16 protein-coding genes are annotated in these 16,899 nt (G+C 45.9%); 6 read left to right on the top strand and 10 right to left on the bottom strand.

Annotation, left to right across the window (positions count from 1 at the left end; genetic code table 11):
• Positions 1–161 precede the first annotated feature (161 nt).
• From VM640_RS09565 to VM640_RS09555, 3 genes are read right to left on the bottom strand one after another with little or no spacing between them, the layout of a single operon-like run.
• On the bottom strand, positions 162–1,028 hold the full coding sequence (locus tag VM640_RS09565) for an alpha/beta hydrolase (RefSeq protein WP_325391611.1): 867 nt from the start codon (positions 1,026–1,028) through the stop codon (positions 162–164).
• Between the two features lie 12 nt (positions 1,029–1,040).
• Positions 1,041–1,784: a M48 family metallopeptidase gene (locus VM640_RS09560; protein WP_325391609.1), complete on the bottom strand. Its 744-nt coding sequence runs from the start codon at positions 1,782–1,784 to the stop codon at positions 1,041–1,043.
• Between the two features lie 11 nt (positions 1,785–1,795).
• Positions 1,796–2,326 (bottom strand): nitroreductase family protein, encoded by a 531-nt coding sequence (locus tag VM640_RS09555; RefSeq protein WP_325391613.1) that lies wholly within the window; start codon positions 2,324–2,326, stop codon positions 1,796–1,798.
• A gap of 403 nt (positions 2,327–2,729) precedes the next feature.
• Between VM640_RS09555 and VM640_RS09550 the strand changes: the two genes are divergently transcribed.
• The 4 genes from VM640_RS09550 to VM640_RS09535 all read left to right on the top strand — a co-directional run bounded on the left by VM640_RS09550 (position 2,730) and on the right by VM640_RS09535 (position 6,127).
• Positions 2,730–3,656, top strand: coding sequence for a helix-turn-helix transcriptional regulator (locus VM640_RS09550; protein ID WP_325391607.1), 927 nt, complete (start codon positions 2,730–2,732; stop codon positions 3,654–3,656).
• Positions 3,657–3,743: 87 nt separating this feature from the next.
• Positions 3,744–4,646 carry an ABC transporter substrate-binding protein gene (locus VM640_RS09545; protein ID WP_325391605.1) on the top strand — a complete coding sequence of 301 codons (903 nt, stop codon included), beginning with the start codon at positions 3,744–3,746 and terminating at the stop codon, positions 4,644–4,646.
• Between the two features lie 34 nt (positions 4,647–4,680).
• Positions 4,681–5,379, top strand: coding sequence for an ABC transporter permease (locus tag VM640_RS09540; protein WP_325391603.1), 699 nt, complete (start codon positions 4,681–4,683; stop codon positions 5,377–5,379).
• Positions 5,380–5,383: 4 nt separating this feature from the next.
• Positions 5,384–6,127, top strand: coding sequence for an ABC transporter ATP-binding protein (locus tag VM640_RS09535; protein WP_325391601.1), 744 nt, complete (start codon positions 5,384–5,386; stop codon positions 6,125–6,127).
• A gap of 73 nt (positions 6,128–6,200) precedes the next feature.
• Here VM640_RS09535 and VM640_RS09530 read toward each other — a convergent pair whose 3' ends face one another.
• The 5 genes from VM640_RS09530 to VM640_RS09510 form a co-directional block, all read right to left on the bottom strand.
• The gene (locus VM640_RS09530) at positions 6,201–7,364 is read right to left on the bottom strand and encodes an iron-containing alcohol dehydrogenase (protein WP_325391599.1); all 1,164 of its coding nucleotides are present in this window, start codon (positions 7,362–7,364) and stop codon (positions 6,201–6,203) included.
• A gap of 290 nt (positions 7,365–7,654) precedes the next feature.
• Entirely contained in the window at positions 7,655–9,562 is a 1,908-nt protein-coding gene (locus VM640_RS09525) for a molybdopterin biosynthesis protein (protein ID WP_325391597.1), read from the bottom strand.
• Positions 9,563–9,603: 41 nt separating this feature from the next.
• On the bottom strand, positions 9,604–10,845 hold the full coding sequence (locus VM640_RS09520) for a molybdopterin molybdotransferase MoeA (RefSeq protein ID WP_325391595.1): 1,242 nt from the start codon (positions 10,843–10,845) through the stop codon (positions 9,604–9,606).
• 108 nt (positions 10,846–10,953) lie between these two features.
• The gene (locus tag VM640_RS09515) at positions 10,954–11,178 is read right to left on the bottom strand and encodes a MoaD/ThiS family protein (RefSeq protein WP_325391593.1); all 225 of its coding nucleotides are present in this window, start codon (positions 11,176–11,178) and stop codon (positions 10,954–10,956) included.
• A gap of 68 nt (positions 11,179–11,246) precedes the next feature.
• Positions 11,247–13,040 (bottom strand): aldehyde ferredoxin oxidoreductase family protein, encoded by a 1,794-nt coding sequence (locus tag VM640_RS09510; protein ID WP_325391591.1) that lies wholly within the window; start codon positions 13,038–13,040, stop codon positions 11,247–11,249.
• 285 nt (positions 13,041–13,325) lie between these two features.
• Here VM640_RS09510 and VM640_RS09505 point away from each other — a divergent pair, with 285 nt between their 5' ends.
• Complete coding sequence (locus VM640_RS09505) at positions 13,326–15,203, top strand: sigma-54-dependent Fis family transcriptional regulator (RefSeq protein WP_325391590.1); 1,878 nt, start codon at positions 13,326–13,328, stop codon at positions 15,201–15,203.
• Positions 15,204–15,325: 122 nt separating this feature from the next.
• On the opposite strand, the gene mobB is transcribed toward VM640_RS09505, so the two are convergent.
• Entirely contained in the window at positions 15,326–15,847 is a 522-nt protein-coding gene (gene mobB, locus VM640_RS09500; RefSeq protein ID WP_325391588.1) for a molybdopterin-guanine dinucleotide biosynthesis protein B, read from the bottom strand.
• Between the two features lie 102 nt (positions 15,848–15,949).
• Here mobB and VM640_RS09495 point away from each other — a divergent pair, with 102 nt between their 5' ends.
• Entirely contained in the window at positions 15,950–16,213 is a 264-nt protein-coding gene (locus VM640_RS09495) for a MoaD-like domain-containing protein (RefSeq protein WP_325391586.1), read from the top strand.
• A 268-nt stretch (positions 16,214–16,481) separates the two neighbouring features.
• Here the strand turns inward: VM640_RS09495 and VM640_RS09490 are convergent.
• The coding region (locus tag VM640_RS09490) for a transposase (RefSeq protein ID WP_325391584.1) at positions 16,482–16,899 on the bottom strand (418 nt) is incomplete at its 5' end.

The following is a 16,899-nucleotide window of genomic DNA, read 5'->3' as shown; positions in this document are numbered from 1 at the left end:
GATATAGAAGACTTGGTCAGCGCCAAAGCGGTGGCCTTAGTCGCCTTATCCTGCCGAACTTAACCGCATTCATCGTAGGAAAGCGAAACCGCTGGTTGCACTTAGAGTTTATCTGCCAAAAATTTATACTTTCTGTTAGTACAAAAAAGGCGTAAACCAGGTCATTCAGATTGACCCGGTTCACGCTTTTTTATGCTTATTACTCTCTTCTCAAGCCAGTTAAGAATATCCCCCAAAACCATTTCCCGCTCAGGTTCTTGAATTAGCTCATGGTAGAGTCCGTCATAGATCTTCAATTCTTTATCTTGTGAGGAAATCCGTCCAAAAATGTAAGGGGAGGACTGATAGGGGATAATCCGATCCGCACGTCCATGCAAGAAAAGGCACGGCAGCCGATAGTTCCCCGCCCCCTTCTTGGCCCCGATGACTCCGCGATAGATAAACTCGTAGTAAAAGCCAACTGTGGCGTATTTAAGAAGCATCGGATCCGCCTTAGATTTTTCTTGAAGCTCAAGGTTACGCGTAGCTCGATGGGAAAGCACTTGATAAATTTTATGGTGGTGGAAGCGTTTATTCAGAAATCTAAACAAAAATCCCGGAATGAAGGAGGTCCCCGCCGGCATTCCTACAGCTGCACCAGAAAAGATCTGCCCGTCAAGTTTCTCCGGGTATAAAATCCCATAATGGAACGCAATAAGCCCACCCATACTATGACCAAACATATAGATTAGAAGCGTTGGATGTTTCTCGCGAGCGAAATTCACCAAAATATCTAAATCCTCAAGGAAAAACTCGAATCTCTCCAGATGCCCCCGTTCCTCCTCAGAGCGACCATGCCCACGATGATCTAACGCATACACACCATAGCTATGCTTAACTAGAAATTGCATCAAGTCTAGATAATACCCCGAATGTTCCCCATACCCGTGACAAATCATGACTATTCCCTTTTCTCCGTTCGGATGCACCTCACGATAGAAGACCTTAACAGCCTGAGATGTTTCGAGCCACAGGTATTCATTCGTCATTTATACTCTCCTTTAAAGGATCAGTCTTTCGCCATTTACCTTTAACCAACGACGGCAAGCGCCATACTCTGGGCAATATTGACCCACAAAGTCCCAAAAGGCAGGGGAGTGGTTCATCTGCTTTAGATGAGCTAGCTCATGAATGACGAGGTAATCAACAACCGGCTCCGGCGCCATGATAGCTCGCCAGTTTAAATTGATATTTCCTTTACTTGAACAACTACCCCAACGGGTTTTCTGTTCCTTGAGTCGAAACTCCCTATAATGTACGCCCATTTGGACGCTTAATTTAGTTAATTTAGCCTGGAAAACTTCACGGGCTTTAATTTTCAGCCACTTCTCGAGGATTTCTTTGATGGCGTCTCGTTGATGCTCAGGTGCCATCATTTCAGGCAATCGAATCTCTACCCTTTTTTCGCCCTCATCATAGCGTAGCGCGATCATTTTCCGATTCGTTTTCAAGATCTGGAGTAGGATACTCTGACCTAATACAGGAAGGCTTTCTCCATCTCGGTATTGCCGTTCAAGGACCTTTTCTAGCTTCTCCTGAATTTTTAACCAGTGAGCTAAAATCCAGTCCTGATTTGCCTTCACGAATTCACGGATCTCCCGCTGAGTCGCCCGACAGGGTACGGTTACCCTCACCCTGTCTCGTCCGACACGAATGCTCAGGCGTTTTGACCGAGAATTCTTACGTTCTTCATAAGGAATAATTGTTCCATGGATAGCAATCGATGTGGGTACCGATGCAATCATTCCCTTCTCCTTTAGGCTTCACCCCATTTTTCATTGAAAACGATTTCGTCGATACTTTTCCGAGGCCGCGGACGTCTCTCTTCACTCGCATATCCTAACGGCGTAAACGCGACCACGCGCACATCTTCAGGAACCTGAAGAACCTTACGCGCCTTGTCTTCATGGAACCAACCTTCCCAGCAGGTTCCTAACCCCTGCTCAGTGGCGGCTAAAACAAGATGCTCCATGGCTAAACCTGCATCAAGCATCATGAAATCCTTGTCTTCCCAGACCTCTGACTCACTCGGTACAGCACAGAGCACGATCGCCATCGGCGCTTGGACGAGAACTTTGCGTCCAGGATTAGCTTCCGTCATTGTCTCTGCTAAAGCTTGCCGAAGTTCTGGATCTCTAACCACGATGAACCGCCAACATTGCATGTTTTTCCAGGAGGGAGCCAGCCGGGCGCACTCCAGAACATAGTTTAATTTTTCCGGTTCCACTGGAGTGGATGCATACGAGCGTAAACTTCTTCGCTTTTGAACAATCTCCAAAAATTCCATCATTATCTCCCCTCTCGATCTAAGATCTTCTCGACTCTTTCTCTTCCTAATTTAAAAATTCTCTACCTAGGCGTAAAATCCTCTTGTCTTAGATTCCTTTATTGCAAAAATAAATTACCCCTTAAGCGGTTACGCCTAAGGGGCTATAGAAGGAAGGAGGACTTTTTGAAAAAGATTACATTTATAGAATAACGGAAAGTTGTGGTAAGACTATGAGGGAAAAGTGAACTTTACGTGAACTTTGGACTTGACTCACTAAGTTTAAACCAAGCATAGCCGAATCAAACTAGATCCTACTAAAATAAACTAATTCATACTAAAACTAATAATCCTTTCACTTTCCCCTTGATTATTTGAATAGTCTATCTTATTCTTAGAATATCTGTGAGAAAGGAGCTTATTGATGAAAGGTCCCCATCCCCTTACGGTTGAAGAAACAGCCCAACTTCTTAAAGTATCAAAATACACGATTTATGAATTGATTAAACGGGGAGAGATTCCCGCACAGCGAATTGGAAGGCAGCTTAGAATTGATCCTGATTCGCTATTTAATTCACTTCATGAAACTACTCAGGAACAGAATCACGCGATTATTGATCCAGTAGTAAAATTAGAAACGCCAGCGCAGGATTTAGTTTTCATCGGCAGCCATGAACCTGTCGTTGAACTTTTCGCCGATTTCTGGAAACATTCTTCAGCTCCTTTGGAACTTCATCTAGAATTCAAAGGAAGCATGGAAGGTCTGATGGCGCTTTATCATAATCAAGCCCAGATTTCGGGAATTCACCTTTGGGATGATCAGACCCAAGAATATAATCTTCCTTTTGTCCACTATGTTCTACCGGGTGAACCCGTGACCCTTATTAACTTGGTCAAGCGCGTTCAAGGCTTCATCGTCCAGCCCGGCAACCCCTGGGGAATTAAGTCTTGGGAAGATTTAACCCACAAAGGCTTGCGTTTTATGAACCGTCAAAAAGGATCAGGAACACGGCTCAAGCTCGATTCCTATTTACATGAGGCCAAAATCTCTCCCGCTGAGATCCAAGGCTATTCGCAAGAAGTGAATACTCATTTGGATATCGCAAGTTGTGTCGCTAACGACCAAGCCGATGTAGGGATCGGTGTCCAATCCGCTGCTCACCGAATGGGGCTTGATTTCATCCCGCTTTTTCATGAGCGCTACGATCTTGTCCTCTTACATGAAAAAATCCCGGTCGAAGCTTATCAACATATCTTAAAAATATTGAGCTCTCCCGCCTTCCATAACGCAATTGAGCGTCAAGTCGGGTATGATACCTCCACAACTGGCAAAATCCTTTACCAGAGCTAGCCGTCTAAATCCAGCTAAAGATTTCGTGAGCTCATATAAAGAAATAAGCAAGAAAAAATGTTTCCCCAAAAGAGAGGAGTTAAACTCATGTTAAAGAAAATAAAATCCCGCAAAACGATTTCCACACTCTTGGCAACCCTCGTTATTCTCGTTCTCGCTTTGACTGGTTGTGGCACAACTCAAACTCCACAACCTCAAGCCGCTTCAACCCCAACTCCAGCCAATCCCAACCTTATTTTAGCAACCACCACAAGTACCCAGGATAGCGGACTACTGGAAGTCCTTATTCCAGAATTTCAAAAAAAGACCGGTTATACAGTCAAAACAGTTGCCGTCGGCACAGGCGCAGCCCTGGCGATGGGTGAAAAAGGAGACGCCGATGTCCTCTTAGTCCATGCCCCCAGTTCTGAAAAGAAACTCGTCGATAATCAAACCATGATCAATTATAACCTCGTTATGCATAATGACTTTGTTCTTGTCGGACCCGCTTCTGACCCTGCCAAGATAAAAGGGATGAAAACTTCAGTCGAAGCCTTTAAAGCCATTGAAGCGAGTCAATCCGTTTTTATGTCCCGCGGGGATAGATCAGGAACAGATACAATGGAAAAATCCCTTTGGGCTAAAGCAAACCTCAAACCCGCCGGAAAATGGTACCAAGAAACTGGCTCTGGCATGGGACAAACGTTAACCATGGCTTCGGATAAAGCAAGTTATACCCTCACTGATCGCGCTACCTTCCTCGCCAATCAAAAAAATCTTAAACTTGAGATCCTGGTCCAAGGAGAAGCTGCTTTGCTTAATATTTATCACGTAGGTCAAGTCAACCCCGAAAAGTTCCCGAAGGTGAATCAAGAAGGAGCTAAAGCGTTCGTCAATTTCATGCTCGATCCTGATACCCAAAAAACCATCGGAGAATTTGGTAAGGATACAGTTGGCCAAGCTCTTTTCTTCCCTGATGCAGGTAAAAAAATGGAGGATTTAGGCAAGTAACACAACCTAGTAACTTTGAAGGGGATGAAATCTGATGGAAATGATTGGGCAGGGGATTCTTGCAGCTTTTCATCTCCTCTTGACCGGAGACCCCGAGGTCTTAAAAATCACCTTATTAACCCTTAAAGTCTCTGGTACCGCTACCTTCATCAGCCTCTTGATCGGTATTCCCTTAGGTACTTTACTAGCCTTAAAGGAGTTTCCAGGCCGTCAATTCTTCTTGAGCCTGGTCAATACGGGAATGGGCTTACCCCCTGTGGTTGTGGGTCTCTGGGTCTCGATCTTTCTTTGGCGTTCCGGACCTTTCGGGTACTTAGACATTATGTATACCCCGATCGCCATGATCATTGCTCAAGCCATAATCGCTTCCCCGCTGGTTGTGGGCCTAACGAGTGCCGCCCTTCAACAAACGGATCCCAAACTCAGACTGCAAATAAAGGCGCTCGGTACCACTCGTCTGCAGTATCTCTGGCTCCTTCTCAAAGAAGTTCGTTTTTCAATTATGGCTGCAATCATTGCTGGTTTCGGCGCTGTTGTCTCCGAAGTTGGTGCCTCAATGGCTGTCGGTGGAAACATTAAAGATCAGACCCGCGTGTTAACTACTGCGACGGTCCTTGAAGTTTCTAAGGGGAACTTTGACATCGCCATCGCCTTGAGCATTATTCTCTCTCTGCTCGCCTATTTCATCACACTCTTCTTAACTCTTCTCCAGCAAAAAAAACAAGGAGCCTAGATTGATGCTGAGAGCGCAAAACCTTTGTTGGCACAAAAACGAGAAAGCCATTCTCGAACATATCAATTTTGAGCTACATCCCGGGGAATGCCTAGGACTCGTCGGTCCTAATGGGTCGGGAAAAAGCAGTTTGCTCAAAATCCTCGCTTTTCTCGAAGCCCCAACCTCTGGCGAGCTGTGTTTTCAAGGGCAGCCGCTCCCCAAATCGGTTCCCCTCGATATCCGCCGCAAAATCGCCATCGTCTTTCAAGATGCTCTTTTACTTAACACTAGCGTCTGGGAAAACATTGCGGTCGGTTTAAAAATTCGGTCTATCCCGAAGCGCGAAATTCGCGAACGCATCATGTATTGGCTTCAGCAGTTGGGGATCGCCCAGCTTGCGAAACAGCCTGCCCGCTCTCTTTCGGGAGGAGAAGCCCAACGAGTAAGTCTAGCTCGGGCTTTGGTCTTAAATCCAGACGTTCTATTTCTCGACGAGCCCTTCTCCGCTTTAGATGCCCCAACCAAGGAAGCCTTAAGGACCGATCTTGCGGATATTTTCCATTCAACCCAAATCACGACGGTCGTGGTCAGTCATGATTTTGAAGACATTGAACGGCTAACCCAAAGAGCCTTAATTCTAATGCAAGGTCAGATTGTTGCTGATGCTGCTCCCGCCACTCTTTTAGCAACCCCGCAGACCCCTGAGGTCGATCAATTTCTTGCTCATTGGCGAACTACGAAACGGGCAAGCTTCATTTCCGGTTAATAAACAATAAAAAAGCGAACCAAAAGTTTGAAAACTTCGGTTCGCTTTTTTGGTGCTCTAAAACTCTAATCGATTAAAATGCGTTTTTGTAGATTTGAATGACATCTTCTAAAGTGGCTAGCCGAGGATTTGTGGCACTGCACGCATCCTTCATCGCATTTTCAGCCATCAATTTAAGATCTTTTTCTTTTACATTGAGTTCTGTAAGACCGCTCGGAATATTTACATCCTTCGACAACGTAGTAATCGCAGTCAGAGCCTTTTCAGCAGCTTCCCGTGCCGACAGGCCTTGAACATTTTCACCGAGTGCTTCAGCGATATCTACAAAACGTTCTACATTACCAATGAGGTTGAAACGAGAGACATGAGGTAAAAGAATGGCATTGCATACACCATGAGGAAGATTATAGAAGCCACCGAGTTGATGAGCCATCCCATGAACATACCCTAGGCTTGCATTATTAAAGGCCATTCCTGCCATAAATTGTGCATAGGCCATTTGATCCCGTGCTTCGAAATCATTACCATTGGCCACTGCTCGCCGAAGGTACTTACTGATTAGTTTCATAGCCATCAAGGCTGCCGAATCCGTGACCGGTGTCGCAGCCGTCGAAACATAAGCTTCGACCGCATGAGTTAACGCATCCATTCCTGTAGCTGCAGTTAAGGAAGCCGGCATTCCCATCATTAATAAGGGGTCGTTGATGGAGACATTCGGAGTCGTATGCCAGTCAACGATGGCCATTTTAATGTGGCGCGAACTATCTGTAATAATGCAGAAACGGGTCATTTCGCTGGCTGTCCCAGCCGTAGTGTTGATTGCAATCATGGGCACCATAGGATTTTTGGACTGATCGACGCCTTCGAAATCTCGAATGTTACCGCCATTTCCTGTAACCAGGCCAATACCCTTAGCACAATCGTGCGAGGAACCCCCACCTAAGGAAACAATCATATTACAGGCTTCTTTTTCGAAAACCGCAACCCCATCATGAACATTTTTGTCTGTCGGATTAGGCTCCGCACCGGGGTAGATTGCAACCTTAACCCCTTCAGCCTCAATGATATCCGCTATTTGCTTGGACATTCCTGATTTGTCGAGGAAAGCATCTGTGACTAAAAGAGCAACTTTTCCACCTAGGATTTTCGCTTGTTTTCCTGCTTCTTGGACAGCACCCGCTCCCATAAGGTTAACGGTTGGCATAAAATAGCCATAAACTTGATGAACAACACTCATAATCTTGGCCTCCTTAAATTTTTTAATGCGATGGTATTTGCCTTTATCTTATTGCAAAAACCGTGCCATTTAAGGATGCTATTCAGAATAGGTCTACAATACCGAAATTTCAGACAAATTAGACTTTTATCTTTCCCGCACAACGTTTTTTATTTAAAGTAGACTCCCAATTTGCTCCATATCAGCGCAGTAGCACACGATACACTGTACCTTTTTGGAACGCTGAGGACGAAGAAGCGAAACAGAGGTACTCATCAATGCTTGATAAGTACCTCTGTTTATTTATCTTTTTACCGGACAAATTTCCCCATATCACGCACGTCATATCCACCAAGCTTCATCACATCTTCTTTAAACACATCACTATGAACGACTGCGATCAACGCTTGCATTTTTAAGTCTTCGAGAAATTCACTCGGGATAGCCAGATCATATCGTTCTTCCCCAATCGGGATAAAATCAAGACCTAGCGATTGGGCTGCGCTCTGAATCCCTAGGCCAACATCAGCTGACCCTGAAGCAACCCCGACGGCAACATTAAGATGGGTAAATTCTTCCCGTTCATAGCCCAGGATGTCCTTCTTGGAGATTCCTTTTTGCTCGAGTAAGTAGTCTAAAAGCACCCTTGTTCCGGAACCGCCTTGGCGGTTGATAAAACGGATTCCGGGCTGAGTTAAATCTTCAAGTCTTGTTAAGTTAAGGGGATTCCCCTTGGCAACCATTAACCCCTGGGTGCGATAAACCAAATTCATTAAGGCAATATCACGGCCGGGTAAAAGCCGTTCAATGTATGACCGATTATAATCTCCAGTCTCCGGATCCAGAAGATGGATTCCTGCAAAATGCGCTTCACCTTTGCGCAAAGCCAGGAGTCCACCCAAACTTCCGACATGGGCAGAAGCGATCGCTTCATTTCTTCCCCGCGCTTTGAGATGACTGCTTAAAATATCCAGCGCTAAATCATGGGACCCGATGCAAACGAGGGTTTCTCCTAATTCCTCCACTGGCCGCAAAAGCTCAACGGGAACAGTCTCTCCCTCATGAAACCCTTCCTGCAAACGGGGAACGCGAAGTATCCCATCTGCGCGAACTAAACTCATGGTTACACCCGCCCCACGGTTGAGAGGAGTTGCAATCCAACGTTCTCCGACCTTGCCCACCTTAACGCGCACAAATTCCTCACTACCGAGAGTCGAAAAAACTTTTTTAGTGACCACGACATCTATCGTTGAGGATGTTCCCTTTAATATCCCGAGCAAATACTTAACCCAAGGCTCAAGAAAAAGTTGGGCAGTAATATAGGCAGATACAGGATAACCAGGAATCCCAATCGCTGGCTTGCCCTGAACCTCTCCTAAAATAACAGGCTTTCCGGGTTTAATCGCTGCGCCGTGGAGATACACAGCCCCATACTTTTCAATGATCCGGGAGGTATAATCATCCCGTCCTTGCGAAGATCCGGCAATGAGCACCACAATATCCTGCGATTCCGCCATTTCGAGTAAGGCTTTCTCCAATTCTTCAGGATGATCGGCGATAATCGGCCAAATCTTACCCACGCCCCCCCATTCCTCGACAAGAGAAGCCAGGACGGTCGAGTTACTATCGACGATATCCCCAGCCTCGAGTAGCGTACCTGGAGTACGAATCTCATCTCCGGTAGGGAGAATACCTACACGAGGCTTCCTTCGTACTGAGACCTCCAGAACCCCGGCTGCGATCATAGCCCCTTGGTCTTGGGGGCGAATCCTGTGGTTGACAGGAAGGAGCACTTCCCCTTCGACAATATCTTCACCTACCGATCGCACATTATCCCAGGGAACAACCGAGCTCTGAAGGAGAATCCCGCGTTCACCCTGTTCCAATACCTCTTCCAACATCACAACAGCATCCATACCAGCAGGAAGCGGATCTCCGGTATCAACCTGAATTGCTTCACTCCCCCATTTAAGCCAACGCGGTTCACGTTCCGATATGCCAAATGTATCTTTTGCTCGAATTGCATAACCATCCATGGCCGAAGCAGGATAATGGGGCGAACTTTGCTCCGCTCTTACAATCTCACCCGTAATTCGGTTTAAAGTTCTCCTCACATCAATAAGCTCATTTTCCGGAGAAGATGTCGCTGCGAGCCTTTCCATCATCAGCTTCAGCCCCTCTTGCCAGGTTTTATTCTCCAGATAAATTTGACGTTCCATACTCTTCCCCCTCAGGTGCATATCCTACTTTTCGCGGCTTTCTAACGTAATATATGAACCTTTACGCGTTTACCCGCTTCGATTCCTTCGGTATTTAAATCAATATGAACAATCCCATCGGCCAGGACCATCGTCCGAATCAAGCCCGACTTACCGCGGAGCGGCTCAATGCGCCACTCTTTACCTTCAGGCAATATGCGCACACGTACAAATTCTTCGCGTCCAGTACCTGAGTAGATATTTTGAGTCAAGGTCCCCTCGGGTTCAGGATAGCTTTGGTTGCGCAGAACAGAAGCCTCGAGCCATGGACGAACCACACTTTCAAAAACGACCATGGCTGAAGCAGGATGCCCCGGTAACCCGAAGATCAGTTTTTCTTCCACTACTCCACCAATCGTAGGCTTCCCAGGACGAAGGGCTATCCCATGGAACAATAAGCCCGGTTCCCCCAGTTCTTCGATAAGCTGCGCTGAAAAATCACGAACCCCAACCGAACTTCCGCCGGAAAGGAGCACCACGTCATTTTCCTCTACCATCTTCTGGAGCGTTTGCCGCAATGCCTCGGCATCATCCTTCACGATTCCATAATACTTCGCCTCAGCACCCGCAGCTAAGGCCTGTCCCAATAAGGCGTACCCGTTGATATCCCGAGACTCAGCAGGAGCTGGCCTGACCTCAGGGGATACAATTTCATCTCCTGTAGAAAGAATTCCAACTTTAAAGCGAGGAAGCACCGGAACCGAAAGTATGCCTTGGGAAGCGAGCAAGCCCATTTCCTGAGGACGTATTTTCGTATACCGGGAGACAATGACTTCCCCTTCACTCAGATCTTCACCAATATCAATTACATTTTCTCCTGGGGCGATCGGCTTGGCCACCCCATCAAGTCCTTGCCCGAACTCTTCCAGATGTTCAACCATGACGACTGCATCCGCACCTTCAGGGAGCATTCCCCCTGTCGGAATAAGCATCCCTTCACCTGGCTTGAGCGAATCCACGGGGGCGATTCCCATGAAGACCTCACCCTGACACTGGATAAGAGCGGGCATACTTTCACTGGCCCCAAATGTATCGCTCGCTCTTACGGCTAAGCCATCCACCGTCGATTTACGGTAATGGGGTACAGGATCAACCACTTGAATATCCTTGGCTAAGATTCGACCGAGGGATTCCGTTAACGGAATTTCTTCGATTCGTTCATAGAAGGACTGGACATACGGTTTCAGGGTTTCGACCACTTCGGCTAAGGTTTTAACCTTAAATAGTTCACTACTGCTTCCCATATTCAATACACCTTTCATCTGCTCGATTAATTATCCCCTGGCCAAGTGCCTTGGTGATGCAGATGACAAGTCTCACTTGTCCACTTACAATTATATACCTTTTTATTCTCACCCTCCACCTACAGGTGGAAAAAGTGAGAGGGTATCTCCCTCCCCTAGGGTGTAATATTCATTCGCGTCTCGCCCGTTCACTAAACAAATGGCCACCTCTTTGGGAGCTATTCCTAACGCTTGCAGCACATCCCCGACCTGGCTTTCCTCTGGCAGCTCTCTGCTCTCCACCTTGAATCGACCATCTCGGAACGTAGCAAAGAGCTTAATCGTTACGCGCATGGACAATTCTCCTTTCTAAAAAGGGAACCCCTAAAGGTCCCCTTTTTATCATTTTTTAAACTATAGTATTACATGTTCAAAGCGTTCAGATACTCAGGGGTAGGAATTCCCTCTTCACTCCAGCCGCGGACACTGTAATATTCAGGCAGAAGCTCTTCGAGTCTAAAGACCTGTCCCTTGGAAGGTCCATCCTCAACTGGGTCCTTAAGCAAACGTTTAGGCAGACTGTCATCTGCTTTCGTGTAGCCCACACGTAAATTATGAAGACGTTCGATATTCCAAACTCTTTCGCCACATTTCAGGAGTTCTTCGTCCGAATAGTTAAACCCAGTCACGGCATTGACGAGTTGGGTATAGTCTGATAAACCCAGGGCAAACGACGAGAAGAGGCAAAGTCCAATCGAATCGATGACTCCCGTAAGGTCTTGGAATATCTTGACCCAAGCCGCTTTGCCCTCAATGGAGAATCGATCCAGCTTTTCTGGAAGTCCAAGAATTTCAGGAGAAATCATATAACCCCGTACATGGCACCCTCCACGATTACTCGTTGCATAGGCCAAGCCTTGCCCTTGAACACCGCGTGGATCATAGGCCGGAAGTTCCTGTTTTTTAACTGACATAGATAGCTCAGGAAGTCCGTAATTTTCGGCAAAGCGATAGGAACCCAAGGTCATCTTCGCGCCTAGCCCTTCAGCAAAAGCGATTTTCCGAACCCACTCAACCATTCCTGCCGCATTTCCGAACTCTAAGGGTGTACCACCGAGTTCTTCAGGCTTGATTAATCCACGTTGGACTAACTCCATCCCCGCTGCGATAGTTCCGCCTACGGAGATGGTATCTAATCCATACTTATTACAAAGGTCATTCGCTTGATGGATGGCATCATAATCATGAATTCCACAGTCCGAGCCAAAAACCCAAACGGTTTCATATTCTGGACCCCCACCTTCGCCTTCATCCCACTTGCAGTAACGTCCACAGGCAATCGGGCAACGATAACAGGGGTGTTTTTTAACAAGGTATTTTTCAGTCATCGTTTCGCCACTAATTTTATCGGCGTCAGGGTCGTAGGATCCCTGAAAATTATTAACAGGATAAATCCCGTTTTCGTTAATAATATTAACTAAGATGGCGCTTCCATAAGAAGGCAATCCCTGACCTGTAACTCCATTTTCCCGGATCTTCTTCATCACTCCACTAAGAACGGTCTTCATGCCTTCAGGATCCGCATTTTCAACCTTACCGGTACCCCGCACGATGATCCCTTTAACCTTCTTCGATCCCATAACTGCACCGACACCATTTCGCCCAGCCGCACGGTAAAGGTCATTCATGACTGCAGCCATATAGGACAAATTCTCACCTGCAGGACCGATTGTTAAGACTTTCGCCTGGTCATCCCCAAACTCTTGCTTAAGAATTGCCGACGTTTCATAAACATCTTTTCCCCAGACGTGGTCAGCATCTTTGATCTCCACCTGATCATCATTAATCGAGATATAGACCGGGGTAGCCGATGCCCCTTCGAGCACGAGCATATCGTACCCGGCGAACTTCAGTTGAGGTCCCCAATGTCCACCCGAGTTTGAAGAAGCTAAGGTACTATTAAGCGGAGACTTTGTCACAACCATGAATCGTCCCGAAGTGGGTGCATTGGTTCCTGTCAGAGCACCTGTCGAAATAAACAATTTATTTTCAGGGGCAAAGGGTTCAACATCTGCCGGAACCTCATCCGTAAACATTTTACCAGCGAGACCGCGTCCACTTAGATATTTTTTTGCAAGCTCCATATTTAAAGCTTCGGTCTTAATCGTTTTGTCCGTCAAATTGATTCGTAGGATCTTTCCAGTATAACCGCCCATTTTCTTTTCCTCCTTATTACTTTTTTCAGTTTTCTTTACAATAATTAATTGCAAGAATTATGCCAAGCTACCAATATCGGTTATAGCCCTTTATAGCTCCTTTTTCCTTTTTAAATTGCCCTTCTTGATACAGCTAAGTGTATCGCAATGCACCATAATGGAACACAATACTAGGTCCTAGTCAACGGTCCCTAATCAAGCTGTTGTTTTGCCTGAATAGATATGCTATTCTGACTTTAACGCGTGCTATTACTGCTCAGAACGGTGATAAAGGAGAATGGTGTTATGAGTGAACCTTGGGACAAGTTTCTTAAAGGTAAAATGATTGAAACTGAAGTCACACCTGTAATATATCGCTCCTGGCAAAGAAGTCTGAACTATAACGTCAACCACTTAAATATCTCGCAAAATATGATCCTGTCAGCACCTCACCTACGCGAATTACGCGATTCCCAAGAGGACTTAATTCGTGCTGCCGAACCCATTTTACCGTATATCTTTCAATTACTTATCAACGCAAATTATACTATCCTCCTCGGTGATAAGAACGGATTCATTCTCGAAGCTAAAGGAGATGGACCTTTTGTCAATAAAGCTCAGCGGATCCATCTATCTCCGGGCGCAAATTGGCGTGAAGACGTGAAAGGAACGAATGCCATCGGGACAGCCCTTTCGGAAAATATCCCGATTACCATTTCCGGCTGGGAACATTATGTTAAAGAAAATCATTTTTTAACCTGTTGCGCCGCCCCCATAGTGGGAGTCCAAGGGGATACCCTCGGCGTCATCGATATTAGCGGTGAAACCGGGAACAGGCAAGAACGCATCTTGGAAATCGCCATGCTGGGGGCAAAAATGATTGAACAAAACTTACGCGCTTTAGATATTAAGCGCCAACTCAGCTTCTCTCAGCAAGGTGCAAAATTGGCGACCGAATTGCTTCAGGAAGGATTTATCTCGATTGATCCTAATGGACTCATCACGAATATTAACCGTACTGGCGCTTCGCTGCTGGGTCGAAAACGTGAAGATGTGATCGGCAAGCTCGTCAAAGAGGTCTTCAGCACTCCCAAAGGCTGGGTTCTTAATCACAAGGAATTAGATCTTCACTTAAAAAACACGACAGGTAATGAGATCGTCTCCAAGCTTACGCCGATAACCGATGAATCAGGGAAATCCCTAGGTGCGATTGGAACTGTACAGCTAAACCTTCCCTCAGAACCTTCTGCTCTTCTTTGGGTGGGGAGTAGTCCGGCTTCTCGTCAGCTCTTAGAAAAAGCCCAAAGGGCAGCCTTAACCCATTCTTCCATTCTCCTTCAAGGTGAAAGCGGGACCGGTAAGGAAATCATCGCTCAGATGATCCATAATCTGAGTCCTCACAATCAAGGGCCTTTTATAGCCTTGAACTGCGCTGCTTTACCGAGTTCCCTGCTGGAAAGCGAATTGTTCGGTTATAGTGACGGCGCTTTTACAGGAGCTCGCCGAGGTGGACAACCTGGCAAGTTTGAACTTGCCCATCAAGGGACAATTTTCTTGGATGAAATTGGTGATATGCCGCTTACGGCGCAGGTTGCACTTCTCCGCGTACTGCAGGAAAAAGAAATTACACGTATTGGAGATACTAAGCCGCATAAGATCGATGTCCGTGTTATCGTCGCCTCACATCGAGACCTTAATGCCATGGTTGAGGACAAGACGTTTCGTCTCGATCTATATTATCGGCTCAAAGTGATTTCTATCGAGCTTGCCCCTCTTCGTGAACGTCTGGAAGATATTCACGAACTCGTTCCTTATTTCATCCAAAGATCTTGCACCTCGCTGGGTCGCCCCCTGATGCAAATTGATGAAGAAGTTTACCCCTATTTATTCGCCCATTCCTGGCCTGGGAACGTTCGCGAATTGGAAAATTGTATTGAAGGCATGGTTGCCCTGGCGAATACACCGAGATTATCAGTCAATGATTTGCCACCAGAATTGAGAACCTCTGCAAACACTAGGTCTGAATCCGTTGAATCACACTCTCTTATGTTTCAGCAAACACGACAAACCATTGTTAACTCACTTGCCCAGACCCATGGCAAAATCGCACCAGCAGCCCGGATTTTAGGCATTGGGCGAAATACGTTGTACCGAAAGATTAAAGACATGAACATCAATCTGTAGTTTTAAACCAGTAGAAAAAAAACTTCGCATCACTTCAAAATTAATCGAAGTGGTACGAAGTTTATTTTTTAAAGCTCCCTTGTTTAACCACGCATGGCAAGAAGCCTCGTTGTATTATTGGATCACCTGAGTCTGAACTTTTCCGCAATAAGATCGCAAAGGCCTTTCGCATCATCTAAATCGTAACATGGAACTCCATTGTTTAATTGGACATCGGCAGCAATCGCCATAAGCTCTTCTGGCTCACAAAGCAGGTCTTGATATACTTCAGAGCGAAAGATTTCGATCTTTGCCTTATTCGCACGGCGATAGCCTTCGGTAAAAATTAAATCTACGCCACGAATTCGACTAAGGACTTCATCCAGCGGCTTGTCTTCGTCGACGCTTTCCAAAATAGCAATTTTATTGGGGGAAGAAATAACAACCATATCAGCACCTGCCTGAGCATGCCGCCAAGTATCCTTACCCGGCTTGTCCATATCAAAGCCATGTACATCATGCTTTACGGTCGCTACCCGCCAACCTCTCCGCTTTGATTCCTTTAAAAGCTTCTCGAGTAACGTGGTTTTCCCCACATCCGATTTCCCAACAACCGATACAACAGGAATCTGCTCCTGACTCAGATCACGAATATTCTCTGTCATCCTGTTAATCCTCCATTCTTCTGGCACAAAGGCCCAAAACATAGAAATATATGGCATAATCATACCATGAGATGAGAAAACGTTTCAAGTTGGAGGGATAAAATGAATAGCTTTACGCAAACCCTCGAGATGCGCGGACTAAAACGTCAGCTCTTTCTCGATTATTTTCTAACTCTGGGAGGAAGATTGCTTTCACCAGATCACCTTCAAGGACCCGACTGGGAGGTTCAACTAAGTGAGGAACAGTCCATATGCCTAGGTTCGATTACTCTGCCTGTTGTTCATGTCACCTTTCAAGCAGAGAAGGAAGTTGTCTTGAATATGGTTCAGGCTTTTCGATTTCGATTCCTTTCTGCGGGTGGATGAAAAATAGACTTTTTCATCAGACTTAGAAACAATTTATAGTTTCAATCCACGCACCCGCACGGGGTGCGACCTTCGGATGCAAGTAACAACAGATTAACGAATGAGTTTCAATCCACGCACCCGCACGGGGTGCGACACGTAACATAGTTTGAAAAAGCGGAAACCTGTGAGTAAAGCTCCAGAGACTTAAAAAAGGCAACACTGAAATAAAGTCTATTATTATAGACTCATAGATTCCATAAAATTACAGATTAATTACATAAAATAGCTAAGTTGCTGCTTCTAACTTGTATCCACGTTTAATTAGTTCTTGAATCAATAAATCATCAGAAACCTTCAAAAAAGAAAAAGACTTTTCTTTGGAAATGCTGGGTTCGGACATTTCTTTAAAAGGCTCGTTTTTAGAAAGCATGTTATAAATAGCAATCAGAATCGATCGGCAAACAGCCATCACCGCTTTATTGTGGCCACGGCGAATTTTTAGCGAGTGGAAGCGAGTAATCAAGCGTGAATTTTTCTTGCTACGAGCAAGGGAATTGACACATTGAGTCAAAATAGCTTTGAGATAACGATTGCCTTTTTTGGTTTTAGCTGACCGTCGTTTACCCCCTGTCTCGTTATTCTGAGGACAGACCCCGGCCCAGGAGCAGAAGTGTCCAGCCGAAGGAAAGCATGACATATCCGTG

Origin of the sequence: Desulfitobacterium sp., assembly GCF_035539115.1 — a bacterium.
Lineage (GTDB): Bacteria > Bacillota > Desulfitobacteriia > Desulfitobacteriales > Desulfitobacteriaceae > Desulfitobacterium_A.
Note: the sequence above shows the minus strand (reverse complement) of the source record. Positions and strands in the feature narration are given on the sequence as shown.